The organism is Aeromonas bivalvium (assembly GCF_000819765.1).
Classification (GTDB): Bacteria; Pseudomonadota; Gammaproteobacteria; order Enterobacterales; family Aeromonadaceae; genus Aeromonas; species Aeromonas bivalvium.
This window is the reverse complement of sequence record NZ_CDBT01000020.1, coordinates 196,337-208,678: the sequence shown is the minus strand read 5'-3', so window position 1 is coordinate 208,678 and position 12,342 is coordinate 196,337. Positions and strand designations below refer to the sequence as shown.

The following is a 12,342-nucleotide window of genomic DNA, read 5'->3' as shown; positions in this document are numbered from 1 at the left end:
TACCAGGGCGGCCTGAACAACCGCCCTGTTTTCTTTTATCAGCCCTGCAGCAGTGAGAGTGCGGACTGCGGACGCTGGTTGGCCTGGGACAAGATGCTGGACGCCGCTTGCTGCAGAATGTTCTGCTTGGTCATGTTGGCGGTCTCGGTAGCAAAGTCCGCATCGCGGATACGGGAGCGGGCGGCGCTGACGTTTTCCGAGATGTTGGCCTGGTTGCGGATGGTGGAATCCAGACGGTTTTGCACCGCACCCAGCTCGGCACGCTTGCCATCCACCACTTCCAGCATGGCATCAGCCGCCGCCAGCACCTTTTGAGCCCCAGCCTGGGTACTGATGCTGATACCACCAGCGCCGCCACCGGTGAAGATATCAGAGATATCATTGGTGGATGTGAGACTCCCGTTAGCCCCCACTTTGACATCCACTGTAGTGCCAGCTGCAGCGATACCAGAGATGCTGAAACCATCGGCTTGGGTAAGGCTGAACCCTATGGTCTGGTTGGCATCCGCACCTACTTGGAACGACCCCTTGAAAGACCCATCAAGCAACTTGGTGCCCGCAAAGGTGGTTGCGGTGGAGATCCGATTGATCTCGGCCCCCAGTTGATCCACCTCTTTCTGGAGGGCCACACGGTCTTTGTCAGAGTTGGAGCCGTTGGCGGATTGTTGAGCCAGGGTACGCATGCGCTGCAGCATGCCGGTCACTTCGTCCATGGCCCCTTCTGCGGTCTGGGCCAGGGAGATGCCGTCGTTGGCGTTGCGGTTGCCCTGGTCCAGGCCGTTGATCTGGGAGGTCAGACGGTTGGAAATTTGCAGACCCGCCGCATCGTCCTTGGCGCTGTTGATGCGCAGGCCTGAGGCCAGACGAGTGTAGGAGGTATCCAGAGATTTGGTGCTGTTTGTCATGTTACGCTGAGCGTTGAGTGACGAAACGTTGGTATTGATATACATACTCATGACTATTTCTCCTAAGCTATTAAAATTTAACTTTAATTCACTCAGGCTTTATTTTTGTTTGTGCCTGATATGTTCTGGTTAACGGCATGTTTTTCGAAGTCTTTAGCACTTTTTTTGGCTGTTCGATTCATTATCGCCGCTTACCCTATATATCGGCCTGTTATCCCCATACTTAAGCAAAAAGTCGCAAAAAAAGAGTCTCTGCATCCGTGACGATGCCCCCGCCTCACCATGAAGAGGGTGGCAAACCGCGCCGCCAGCCCCCTCACCAGGACGACCATCGGGCTGGCACTGGCCGCAAAGCCGGGTGGATCTCTCACTTTCACATGGTCGGACTTGGCGCCCGCCGATTCCCCCCCTAGAATCCTCGCCCCACTGTTTTTCGAGTCGACGTTCCCCCATGCAGAGCCTGGTTGATCAGATTGTTTATGTCAGCGACATGTTCGGTACCGCCGTGTTCGCGTTTTCCGGCGTGCTGGTAGCCGGCAGGTTGCGGATGGATGCCTTCGGCGTGCTGGTGCTGGCCGCGGTCACCGCCATCGGCGGCGGCACCATCCGCGACATGATCCTGGGAGCCACCCCTGTGTTCTGGGTGCGCGACACCCTCTATATCTGGGTCATTCTGGTCACCGCCCTGCTGGGCATGTGGCTGGCCGGGCTGCCCAAGCGCCTTCCCTGGTATGTACTGCCGGTGGCCGATGCCTTCGGCCTGGCGCTCTTTACGGTGATCGGGGCCCAGAAAGCCCTTCACTTCGGCGCCTCCGGTCTCATCGCCGTTCTGATGGGCACCATGACGGGGGTGGCGGGAGGCATGATCCGCGACGTGCTGGCCCGGGAGATCCCCATGGTGCTGCAAAAGGAGATCTACGCCACTGCCTGCATCCTCGGCGGCATCGTCTACACGGTGGCCCTCGAGTGCGAGGTGGAGCGGGTGCTGGCCATGTTCGTCAGCATGGGGGTGGTATTTGGCCTGCGGGTCGCCGCCATCTACTGGCACCTCTCCCTCCCCACCTTCAGCCTGCAACGGGGCTGAATACCAGGGAGTCGAACAGAACGATCATACCCACCCGCCGGATTGAACCTCGCAGGCTTTTCTGTTGTCATAGAGGGCAGTCGTTGTCAGGCAGGAACCTTCATGCAAAAACTCGGGATCTTTACCTCGCTGCTACTCCTGGTCGCCTCCAGCTGTGCCCATGCCCAGCTCCTGTTTGGGCGGCTCGCCTCCACCCCGGTGCAGGAGTTCAACCAGCAGATCCGCCAGGCCAACACCAGGCAGCAAACCTGGGTGAACGACTACAGGGCCATCGCCTTGCGCTTCGTGGGGCACGGGGACGTGCCCAGCCGTATCCAGGCCCAACAGCTGGATAACGATCTGGTGCTCTCCGTCGCCCTCGATGGCAGCAAGAACGACATGCTCTACATCCTCACCCTGTTTCGCAGTGACAATCTGTGGCAGATGCGTCAGGCCCAGATGGGCTGGCGTTGCCAGGGTCAATCGACCTTCACCCCTGTCCCCTGCCCATAGGGCGGTGCGTACAACCAGGCGTGCAATAAAAAAATCCGGCTCATGGCCGGATTTTTTATTGGCGAACGCCAGGGGTCACCCAGGCCGGTTACGGGCGGTACACCTTGACGTTGTCAAAGCCCTGTTCTTTGAGATAGAGCGCCTGCAGCTTGCTCATCACTCCGCGATCGCAGTAGAGCAGGTAGGTCTGCTCCTTGGGCAGATCGCCAAAGGCGGTCGCCAGCTTGAAGAAGGGGATGTGCAGCACTTCGCGCCCCTCCACCACCAGGGGCTTCTCGTCGCGCTCATCGCTCGAGCGAATGTCCAGGATCACCTCGTTGACGGCCAGCACCTGGGTGGTCTCCACCTCCTGCACCTGGGCGGCGGTCTCTTCACCGATACGGCGAATGTCGAGGTAGCGCGCCTCGTCCACCACCTTGTCCAGGATGGCGAAGTCGAAGTTGGCCTCCTCCGCCTCGATGCGGGAGAGCTCGGCCTTCACAGTCGGCTTCTTGGAGATGACGCCGCAATACTCCGGCATGGTCTCGGCAAACTCCAGGGTACCGATGCGGCGCGCCTCGCTGATGATGTCCGGCTTGTCCCAGGTGATGAGGGGGCGCAGGATCACCTTGTCGGTCACCCGATCGATGACGTTCAGGTTGGTGAGAGTCTGGCTCGACACCTGACCCACGCACTCGCCGGTCACCAGGGCCGGGATCTGGAAATGGTCGGCCACCTTGCCGGCGGCGCGCATCATCATCCGCTTGAGCACCACCCCCATCTGGCCGTTGTCCACCTTCTCCAGGATCTCCGCCACCACGGGCTCGAAATCGATGGCGGTGAAACGCACCTTGTGGGAGGCGCCAAACTTGTTCCACAGGTAATAGGCCACCTGCTTGACCCCGATCTCGTGGGCGGCGCCGCCGAGATTGAAGAAGCAGTAGTGCACCCGGCAGCCACGCTTGATGAACTGGTAGGAGGCCACGCCCGAGTCAAACCCGCCGGAGAGCAGGCTCAGCACATCTTCCTGGGTCGCCATGGGGAAGCCCCCCATGCCGTGGTGGACGGCGCTGATGATGTAAAGCTCGTCGTTCTCCACCTCCAGGTTGATCTGGATGTCCGGCTTCTTCAGGCGCACGCCAGCGGTCTCGCAGTGCTGGTTGAGGCCACCGCCCACGTAGCGCTCCAGCTCCAGGGAGCTGAAGTCGTGCTTGCCGACCCGGCGGGCACGGACGCAGAAGGTCTTGCCCTTGAGGCGCTCGCCCCAGACGGCGCGGGTCTGTTCGAAGATATCGTGCAGATCGGTAAAGTTGCTCAGCTTCACTTCGAGGAAATACTGGATGCCCGGGATACAGGCCAGGGTCTCGAGATACTGGGCGTGGAACTGATCGTTGCGCGAGCTCACCACCAGCTTGTCCCAATCCATTCGCACGCGGGCGTCCTCGTCGAAACGGCGCAACACGTTGCGGATATTGCCCTGCAACATCTTGGTGAAGCGCTGACGCACTGACTTGCTCTTGATGGTGATTTCCGGAAACAGCTTGATGATGAACTTCATGTCATTGACTCGGGTGACCTTAACAAAAGGGCGCGAATTATAGCAGAGCTTGCCGCCATCGCCTACCAGGATGGCATGGCGACCGCCAGGGCGGCTCCTGCGTCCCTCGCCCGCGCCGCCATTTGCCGGGCCCGGACGAACTGGGTATATTGCCCCTCCTTGCATCAGCTGCGACGGTGGACGGCGAGCACCCGAGATGAAAACCTTTATCTACTACCCCGGCATGGAGGTGCGCGACGAGCTCTGGCTCAAATTCGCCCTGCTCTGGCTCGAGCGCCTCGCCTTCGTGTTCACCGTCAGCGAACAGAGCCGCCTGCCCCCCCTGCTGGCGCGGTTGGCCCGCCAGAGCGATCTGCTGGCGCCGCCCCCGAGCGCCGCTGACTTTGATGCCATCACGCCCCCGCTCATGGGGCTGCTGGGCAATCTGCTCGACCCCGGCTTCGTCCGTCACAAGGTCTTTGGCAACCGGGCGCTCATCGCCCGCTGGCGAGCGAGCGCCAACCACGACTGCTTCTGCCCGGATCAGCCGGGTCTGGCCGCCTTGCACCAATACGGCCTCGAGCAAGGGCTGGCCAGCCGGGATCAGGGGGGCATCCGCATGGCGCGTCGCCTCGCCAATCTCCTCTCCATGTACCTGGCCAGGGAGTGGGCGCTCACCCATGACGGCCTCCTCATCACCGACCATGACTACCTGGATCGCCTGCTGCACCTGAGCGAATCCCGCTACCAGCCCAGTGGCGGCCAGGCCTGCTTCCATCTGGAGATGGGCCTGCGCCTGCCCGCCAGTCTGGCGAGCCTCTCCTTCGATACCCTGCTCGCCAGGCGCGCCGCCCCCGGCTATGGCGCGGCCCTCGGCACCTTTCACCTCGCCCTGGCCGCCCTGTGCCAGACCCTCGGCAAGGGCACCGCCACCCAGGAGCAGCTGCTGGCCTTTGCCCAGGCGAGGGACGCCCTGGAACAAAAGGTACTGGGGGAGGACAGCGCTGCCTCCCCGCCCGTCCTGCTGCCCCTGACCTGGCTCATCAGCACGGAACAAGGGGCCCTGCCCATGCTCAGTCGTCTGCGCGGCGCCAACGAGGCGCTCGCGCGCCCCCTGATCTTCCACCCCGTCCGCCAGAGCCACTTCCAAAAGCGCAAGAGCCAGCACGGCTTCACCCGCTTAGGCCAGATCCGCCGCGCGCCCTAGCCGCCCCGGATCACGGCCGCTCGTCATCAAGGCTCAGCTGCCAGGTCTTGAAACCACCGGAGAGGTTCTTCACCCGAAAACCGTGCTGGCTCAGCAGGCGGCAGGCCACGTGACCACGCAGGCCCACCTGACAGCTGACCAGCCATTCCTTGTCTTTGGGTAGTTCGGCGAGACGGCCGCGCAGCTCATCGAGGGGAATGTTCATCGCTCCAGGGATGCGCCCCAGCTTGTCGAGCTCGGGGCCATTGCGCACGTCCAGCACCTGCTGATGGGGGTGGCGGGCATTGACCTCGGCGGCGTGACAGAGCAGGGTATCCCCCTTCAGATGGTTGCTCGCCACGAAGCCCGCCATGTTGATCGCATCCTTGGCCGAGCCGTACGGCGGCGCATAGGTGAGCTCCAGATCCTGCAGGTCAAACACCGTCAGACCGGCGCGCTGGGCCACCGCCAGCACATCGATGCGCTTGTCGATGCCATCCTTGCCGATGGCCTGGGCGCCGTAGATCTTGCCATCGGGGGCAAACAGCAGCTTGAGGCTGATGGGGTGGGCACCGGGGTAGTAGCCGGCGTGGCTGCCCGGGTGGACATAGACCTTCTCGAACGGCCATCCCAGCTGCACCAGCCGCTTCTCGTTAAGGCCTGTGCTCGCCACCGCCAGGTCGAACAGCTTGCAGATGGCGGTACCCTGGGTCTGCTTGTAGGTTTCGCTGCGCCCCAGCATGTTGTCGGCGGCAATGCGCCCCTGGCGGTTGGCTGGGCCCGCCAGGGGGATCAGCACAGGCTCGCCGGTCACGAAGTCGGTCTCCTCCACCGCATCCCCCACCGCATAGATGAAGGGATCCGAGGTACGCATGGCGGCATCCACCCTGATGCCACCGCGCGGCCCCAGCGCCAGCCCTGCCTTGGCGGCGAGCAGGGTCTCGGGCTTGACCCCGATGGCCAGGATCAACAGGCCGGTGTCAAGGTGGGAGCCGTCGCTCAGGGTCAGGCGCAGGCCGCCACTGCGGGCGACAGACACGTCCGCCGTCTTTTCCGCAGGCACATCCAGGCTCTCGATGGTAGACAGGCCGGTGCGAAGGCGCAGGTCGATCCCCTCTTCCCGGATGCGGGCGTGGAGCAGGTTGGCCATCTCTTTGTCGACCGGCGCCATCACCTGATCGGAGAGCTCCAGCAGGGTGACCGCCAGCTGGCGCTGATGCAGCGCCTCCATCATCTCCAGCCCGATGAAGCCGCCGCCGACCACGGTGACGTGACGAGGCTGGTCATGGTGCAGGGCCGCCAGGATGCGATCCATGTCCGGGATGTTGCGCAGGGTATGGACGTGGGGGCTGTCGATGCCGGGGAAGGGAGGGCGAATGGGCGCCGCCCCCGGGCTCAGCAGCAGTCGATCATAAGGCTCGCGCCGCTCTTCCCCGGTTTGCAGGTTGCGCACCAGCAGGCTCTTGCCCGCCCTGTCTATCTCGATCACATCGTGAAACACCCGCACATCCACATTGAAGCGACGCTTGAAGCTCTGGGGCGTCTGCAGCAGCAGGGCATCCCGATCCGGTATGTCCCCCCCTATGTGGTAGGGCAGACCGCAGTTGGCGAAGCTGACGAACTCCCCCCGCTCGAACATCACTATCTCTGCCTCTTCACTCACTCGACGGGCACGGGCCGCCGCCGAGGCGCCGCCAGCCACACCACCCACAATCAGAATACGCATCATCTCAAGACTCCAGTTGGCACGGGAAACCAATAAATTAGCAACACCTAATTTAGATATCAATGGAATTTTGTTTGCCCCCAATATGCAGTATTCTTGGCCCTCCGGCAGTTGCTCAACAGGATGTTTCCCTTCATGTCGTCTATCGCACTTCGCCAGTCAGTGCCCGGCACCTCGGCACCGCTCTTCTTTCGCCTGGATGCTCGCAGCCAGCGGCTGGTCGCCCTGACGGATGTGATGCAGACCCCCCTGCACTGGCTCGATGAGCCCAGATCCCCCTGGCCAGCCCAGTTGCCCGAGCCCCTGCGCGGCCCCATAGAGCGGATGCTGAGCCAGGGTCAGAGCGGCCGGCTGAGCCTGCGCTTTGACGGCATGATCTGGCAGATTGCCCTCTCCCACGAGCAAGACGCCTTCTGGCTGCTGTGCCTGCAGACCCAGTCCCAGGAGGTCATGGCGGATCTCGCCCTGCACCTGCCCCGGCTGAGCCAGATGGCGAGCCAGCAGCAGTTCGCCCCCATGCTGGAGAGCCTGAGGGAGACCCTGGTAGCGGATCGCCTCATCCTCTGGCATTACCAGGCCAGCGGCCCGTTTGGCGGCGAGCAGCTCACCCCTGTCTTCACCCTGGGGCTGGACGAGGCAAGCGCCTCTCCCCTCGGCCCCCTGCGCGTTGACAGCCGTTACATCCGCGCCCTGCGCACCCGCAAGTCCCTGAGCTTCTCCGAGGCAGCCCACCAGCCCATGCTCTGTCAGCACTACTACCTGAGCGAACATGGCGTGCGCGCCCGCCTCGATGCCGCCCTGCTCGACCATGACAGGCTCATCGGGGTGCTCAGCCTGGAGTATCAGAGCCCGACCCTGCTCAACGACGAGATGCTGCAACTGGTGCGCCACTGCGCCCAGCGCCTGGGGCACTGGCAGCCGCAAAGCGACGAGCCCCTCCAGGACGTGGCGCCCCTGCTGGCGCTGCCCGGCGAGCTCAGCATGCTGACCGGCATCGACTATTGCGAGGCGCTGGTCGGCTGGGCCTGCGCCGCCAGTGGCGCCACCCTGGGCTGGGTGGGTGAGTACCAACCCAGGGGCAGCAAGCTCTGGGTCATACCGCGCCATGTTCGCCATCGGGACGAGACGCAGCACTGGCCCCCCATGGACCTGGATCCCGGTCCCAGCGCCGAGCTGTTTCATCATGGTCAGGCCCTCTATGTGGAGGATCTGGCGCTGCGCTACCCCCTGGCGACCAGGCTGCTCCATCACAATGCCCAGGCCTTCATCGGCATTCCCCTGGCACAGGCGGCCCAGGCCCCCATCGGTCAGCTCATCCTGCTGCTCCCCCAGACCCTGACCGATCCCATGCCCCTGCTCGATGCCCTGAGCGCCCAGGCCAGCCGCGCCGCCATCGAACTGCAACGTCTGGCTGCCGACGATGCCCTGCGGCTGGCCGAGGTCGCGTTCAACACCCACGACGGCCTGCTGGTGACCGATGCCAGGGGCATCATCCTCAAGGTGAACCAATCGTTCTGCCGCATCACGGGTTTTGACGCTCAGGGGATAGTGGGCCAGCACATCGACCGGCTGCGCCCCCCCTATTACGGCGATCGCCTGAAGGAGGAGGTGTGGCAGGCGGTACAGCGCCAGGAGTTCTGGATCGGGGAGGAGCAGTGCCTCAACCAGGCCGGCAACCTGTTCCCGGTGCGCCTCATGGTGAGCGGGGTCAAGAATGAACAGGACGAGGTCAGCCACCTGGTCTGCAGCTTCTATGACGTCAGCAAGGAACGGGAGGCGGCCCGCAACATAGAGCAGCTCGCCTACTACGACGATCTGTGCGGCCTGTTCAATCGCCGCAGCCTGACCAACGCCCTGCGCCGCACCCTGGATGAGCCCAATGGCCAGTGGGGCGCTCTGCTGCTGATGGATCTGGACAACTTCAAGTCCATCAACGACTCCCTCGGCCACGCCTATGGCGACAAGCTGCTGCAGGCCGTGGTCGAGCGACTCAAGGGACTGCCCCAGGAGAATCTGGTGCTGGCCCGCATCTCGGGGGACGAGTTTGCCCTGCTGTTCACCGCGCTGGGTCAGGGCTATGTCACCGCCAAAATTCTGGCGGAGCACTTCGCCCGCGAACTGATGAGCCTGTTTCGCATCCCCTTCGACATCGAGTCCCACAAGCTGCACTGCAGCGTCTCCATCGGCATCAGCCTCTTCTCGGGGGAGGACAAGGATCACCTGATCCTGATGCAGCAGGCCGATACCGCCGCCCACATGGCCAAGCGCGGCAGCCAGGGCAGCTATGTCTTCTTCAGCCAGACCATGGCGGAGAAGGAGAAAAGCAAGCTGGCCCTCAACAACCAGCTGCGGGACGCCCTGCGCAACCACGAGCTGCTGTTGCACTATCAGCCCCAGTATCGGGTCGACAACGGCGCCCTCTCCGGCATAGAGGCGCTGCTACGCTGGCAGCGCAGCGATGGCACCATGGTGCCCCCCGGCGAGTTCATCCCCATCGCCGAAGAGACCAGTCTCATTCAGGACATAGGCTACTGGGTGATGAAGACCGCCTGCGCCCAATACAGCTTCTGGCTCAACCAGGGGCGGGTCATTCCCCACCTCTCGGTCAACGTCAGCGCCCGCCAGTTCCACACCGCCGGCTTCGTGCAGCAGGTGGAGTACATATTGCGTGACACCGGGGTGCCCCCCTCCCGGTTGCTGCTGGAAATCACCGAGTCCGTGGTGCTGGAGAACCGGCTGGAGAGTATCGCCCGCATGCGCCAGCTCAAGGAGCTCGGTATCCTGCTCTCCATTGATGATTTTGGCACCGGCTACTCATCCCTGGCCTACCTGCGGGATCTGCCGGCCGATGAGGTCAAGCTGGACAGAAGCTTCATCCAGACCCTGGTCCACAGCGAGCAGGACAGGGCCATCGTCAAGGCGATCCTGGATCTGGCCCGGGTATTTCGCTTCACCGTCACCGCCGAAGGGGTCGAGGAGCAGGAGCAGCTCGACATGCTCAAGCAGCTCGGCTGCCAGCACTATCAGGGCTTCCTCACCAGCAGGCCGCTGCCGGTCAAGGGGCTGGAGGCGCTGCTGGCCCCCTTGTCGCCCGGCTAAACATGTAGGATTTATAGGGACTTTAGTAATAAAATAACGGCCTGCTCGAAACGCTGGAGTTGTCTATGTCTGTCAGTAATCAGATCCCTGCCGTTCAAACCAGTGCACCCGGTGTCATTGGCCGGATCCACTCCGTTGAAACCTGCGGCACCGTCGATGGCCCCGGTATTCGCTTCATCGTCTTCATGCAAGGCTGCCTGATGCGCTGCAAGTATTGCCACAACCGGGACACCTGGGACACCCAGGGCGGCCGGGAGGTGACGGTGCCCGAGCTGATGAAGGATCTCACCAGCTATCGCCACTTCATGAATGCCTCAGGCGGCGGCGTGACCGCCTCCGGCGGGGAAGCCATGTTGCAGCAAGCCTTCATCGCCGAGCTGTTTGCCGCCTGCAAGGCCCAGGGGATCCACACCTGCCTCGACACCAACGGCTTCGTGCGTCATTACGACGACATGCTCGACAAGGTGCTCGACAACACGGACCTGGTGCTGCTCGACATCAAGCAGATCAATGACGAGAAGCACATCCCCCTGACCCATGTCAGCAACAAGTACACCCTGGAGTTCGCCCGCCATCTCGCCGCCAAGGGAAAGACCATGTGGATCCGCTACGTGGTGGTGCCGGGCTGGACCGACGACGAGGAGAGCGCCGAGGGACTGGGCCGCTTCATCAGGGAGCTGGGCGGCGCAGTGGAGAAGGTGGAGCTGTTGCCCTATCACGAACTCGGCAAACACAAGTGGGACGTGCTGGGGGAAACCTACGAACTGACCGGTATTCACCCCCCCAAGCGGGAAACCATGGACAAGATCCAGGCCATCCTCGGCCAGTACCATGGCAATGTGAAGTACTGATCCCCTGATTCGGCCGCGACCCGCTCGCGGCCCCAAGGCAAGGATGCCCCATGAGTGAAGGCCAACTCGCGGCCCTGCTTCTCTGGTTACTGCTGCTGACGACGACCCTCAAGGGGAGCCTCTGGCAGAGCCTGCGCTCGACCCCCCTCTATCAACACCTGCTGCTGGGCAGTGCCATCGCCTTGCTGCCGCTGTGGCTGCTGCGGGCCGGACTCCATGAGGGTCTGACCATCCACTTTCTCGGCATCACCAGCCTGACTCTGCTGCTGGGCTGGCGCCTGGCACTCTGGGCGCCCACCCTCACCCTGCTGCTGCTCAGTTGCGCGGGCACAGAGCCCTGGGCCGACATCGGCTGGCATGCCCTGATAGGCATCGCCCTGCCGGTGGCCACCAGCTGGCTGCTGTTCCTGGGGAGCTGGGCCTGGCTGCCCCGCCACCTGTTCGTCTACCTGTTTGTCGCCGCCTTCCTCGGCGGCGCCCTGGCCATCTCGGCCAAGATGCTGGCCACCGCCCTGCTGCTTGGCCTGAGCGGTGACTACCCCTGGCAGACCATACTGGATGACTACCTCACCATCTGGCCCCTGCTGCTCTTCCCCGAGGCCCTGCTCAACGGCATGACCATGACGCTTCTCGCCGTCTATCGCCCCCACTGGGTCTACACCTTCTTCGACCGCACCTACCTCGGCCGCTGAGGGGAGCACCAAAAAAGCCCGCAATTGCGGGCTTTTTGGGTTGTTGGCCAGGTATCAGACGGTACGGGGGCGCAGGTGGGCATGCCAGCGCGACTCCAGCTTCTTGAACAGCCAGACGATGATGAAGGTGAGCATCATGTAGAGCAGGCCTGCGGTGATGAAGGCCTCGAACGGGCTGTAATAGCGGGAGTTGATGATCCGCGCGGCACCGGTCAGGTCGACGATGGTGATGATGCCCGCCACCGCCGATCCTTGCAGCATGAAGATCACCTCGTTACTGTAGGCTGGCAGGGCCCGGCGAAACGAGTTGGGCAAGATGATGCGGGTGAGAGTCTGCCAGGGGCTCATGCCAAAGGCCTGGGCCGCCTCTATCTGCCCCTTGGGCATGTTCATCACGGCGCCCCGCACGATTTCGGCGGTGTAAGCCCCGGTATTGAGGGTAAACGCCAGCAGGGCGCAGAACCAGGCCTCGGCAAACAGGCTCCAGGCCGCGCTGTTCTTCAGCCACTCCCACTGGGCGGCGCCGTAGTAGATGATGAAGAGCTGTACCAGCAGCGGGGTGCCGCGAAAGAAGTAGATATAGGCCCAGATAGGCCCCTTGATCAGCCAGTTCCTGTGGTTGCGCAATATGCCCACCGGCACCGCCAGCATGAGGCCGAGCAGCAGGGAGGCCGCCACCAGCAGCACTGTGGTATAGAGGCCCTGCCAGTAGGTGGGCCACTCCTTGAGAATGATTGAGAAGTCCATGGCTTACCTCGTCTTGCTCGTGATGTAGATACGCTCGGCACAGA

Annotated in this window: 10 protein-coding genes; 6 read left to right on the top strand and 4 right to left on the bottom strand. The window is 62.9% G+C overall.

What is annotated here, in order from left to right; genetic code table 11:
• Nucleotides 1-38: 38 nt before the first annotated feature.
• Nucleotides 39-956, bottom strand: coding sequence for a flagellin N-terminal helical domain-containing protein (locus BN1119_RS08495; RefSeq protein WP_041996520.1), 918 nt, complete (start codon nt 954-956; stop codon nt 39-41).
• Between the two features lie 400 nt (nt 957-1,356).
• Between BN1119_RS08495 and BN1119_RS08490 the strand changes: the two genes are divergently transcribed.
• Together BN1119_RS08490 and BN1119_RS08485 are read left to right on the top strand one after the other, a co-directional pair.
• Nucleotides 1,357-1,989 carry a trimeric intracellular cation channel family protein gene (locus BN1119_RS08490; protein WP_041996517.1) on the top strand — a complete coding sequence of 211 codons (633 nt, stop codon included), beginning with the start codon at nt 1,357-1,359 and terminating at the stop codon, nt 1,987-1,989.
• A gap of 102 nt (nt 1,990-2,091) precedes the next feature.
• Nucleotides 2,092-2,481: a hypothetical protein gene (locus tag BN1119_RS08485; protein WP_041996514.1), complete on the top strand. Its 390-nt coding sequence runs from the start codon at nt 2,092-2,094 to the stop codon at nt 2,479-2,481.
• Between the two features lie 88 nt (nt 2,482-2,569).
• On the opposite strand, the gene thiI is transcribed toward BN1119_RS08485, so the two are convergent.
• Nucleotides 2,570-4,018 (bottom strand): tRNA uracil 4-sulfurtransferase ThiI, encoded by a 1,449-nt coding sequence (gene thiI, locus BN1119_RS08480; RefSeq protein ID WP_041996511.1) that lies wholly within the window; start codon nt 4,016-4,018, stop codon nt 2,570-2,572.
• Nucleotides 4,019-4,214: 196 nt separating this feature from the next.
• On the opposite strand from thiI, the gene BN1119_RS08475 reads away from it, so the two are divergent.
• Nucleotides 4,215-5,204, top strand: a complete 990-nt coding sequence (locus BN1119_RS08475) for a hypothetical protein (RefSeq protein ID WP_041996509.1) — start codon at nt 4,215-4,217, stop codon at nt 5,202-5,204.
• A 10-nt stretch (nt 5,205-5,214) separates the two neighbouring features.
• Here BN1119_RS08475 and BN1119_RS08470 read toward each other — a convergent pair whose 3' ends face one another.
• Nucleotides 5,215-6,912 (bottom strand): FAD-dependent oxidoreductase, encoded by a 1,698-nt coding sequence (locus BN1119_RS08470; RefSeq protein WP_041996507.1) that lies wholly within the window; start codon nt 6,910-6,912, stop codon nt 5,215-5,217.
• Nucleotides 6,913-7,044: 132 nt separating this feature from the next.
• On the opposite strand from BN1119_RS08470, the gene BN1119_RS08465 reads away from it, so the two are divergent.
• The 3 genes from BN1119_RS08465 to BN1119_RS08455 all read left to right on the top strand — a co-directional run bounded on the left by BN1119_RS08465 (nt 7,045) and on the right by BN1119_RS08455 (nt 11,551).
• The gene (locus tag BN1119_RS08465) at nt 7,045-10,008 is read left to right on the top strand and encodes a sensor domain-containing phosphodiesterase (protein WP_041996505.1); all 2,964 of its coding nucleotides are present in this window, start codon (nt 7,045-7,047) and stop codon (nt 10,006-10,008) included.
• Between the two features lie 65 nt (nt 10,009-10,073).
• Nucleotides 10,074-10,859, top strand: coding sequence for a pyruvate formate lyase 1-activating protein (gene pflA / locus BN1119_RS08460; protein WP_041996502.1), 786 nt, complete (start codon nt 10,074-10,076; stop codon nt 10,857-10,859).
• 50 nt (nt 10,860-10,909) lie between these two features.
• Nucleotides 10,910-11,551 (top strand): energy-coupling factor ABC transporter permease, encoded by a 642-nt coding sequence (locus BN1119_RS08455; RefSeq protein ID WP_041996498.1) that lies wholly within the window; start codon nt 10,910-10,912, stop codon nt 11,549-11,551.
• Between the two features lie 54 nt (nt 11,552-11,605).
• On the opposite strand, the gene BN1119_RS08450 is transcribed toward BN1119_RS08455, so the two are convergent.
• Nucleotides 11,606-12,298 carry an ABC transporter permease gene (locus BN1119_RS08450; protein WP_041996496.1) on the bottom strand — a complete coding sequence of 231 codons (693 nt, stop codon included), beginning with the start codon at nt 12,296-12,298 and terminating at the stop codon, nt 11,606-11,608.
• Nucleotides 12,299-12,342: the final 44 nt, after the last annotated feature.

Bases quoted from the DNA above. Each gene is read 5' to 3' on its own strand.
- BN1119_RS08470 (WP_041996507.1), bottom strand. From the start codon at position 6,912: ATGATGCGTATTCTGATTGTGGGTGGTGTGGCTGGCGGCGCCTCGGCG.
- BN1119_RS08465 (WP_041996505.1), top strand. From the start codon at position 7,045: ATGTCGTCTATCGCACTTCGCCAGTCAGTGCCCGGCACCTCGGCACCG.
- BN1119_RS08455 (WP_041996498.1), top strand. From the start codon at position 10,910: ATGAGTGAAGGCCAACTCGCGGCCCTGCTTCTCTGGTTACTGCTGCTG.
- thiI (WP_041996511.1), bottom strand. From the start codon at position 4,018: ATGAAGTTCATCATCAAGCTGTTTCCGGAAATCACCATCAAGAGCAAG.
- pflA (WP_041996502.1), top strand. From the start codon at position 10,074: ATGTCTGTCAGTAATCAGATCCCTGCCGTTCAAACCAGTGCACCCGGT.
- BN1119_RS08475 (WP_041996509.1), top strand. From the start codon at position 4,215: ATGAAAACCTTTATCTACTACCCCGGCATGGAGGTGCGCGACGAGCTC.
- BN1119_RS08485 (WP_041996514.1), top strand. From the start codon at position 2,092: ATGCAAAAACTCGGGATCTTTACCTCGCTGCTACTCCTGGTCGCCTCC.
- BN1119_RS08495 (WP_041996520.1), bottom strand. From the start codon at position 956: ATGAGTATGTATATCAATACCAACGTTTCGTCACTCAACGCTCAGCGT.
- BN1119_RS08450 (WP_041996496.1), bottom strand. From the start codon at position 12,298: ATGGACTTCTCAATCATTCTCAAGGAGTGGCCCACCTACTGGCAGGGC.
- BN1119_RS08490 (WP_041996517.1), top strand. From the start codon at position 1,357: ATGCAGAGCCTGGTTGATCAGATTGTTTATGTCAGCGACATGTTCGGT.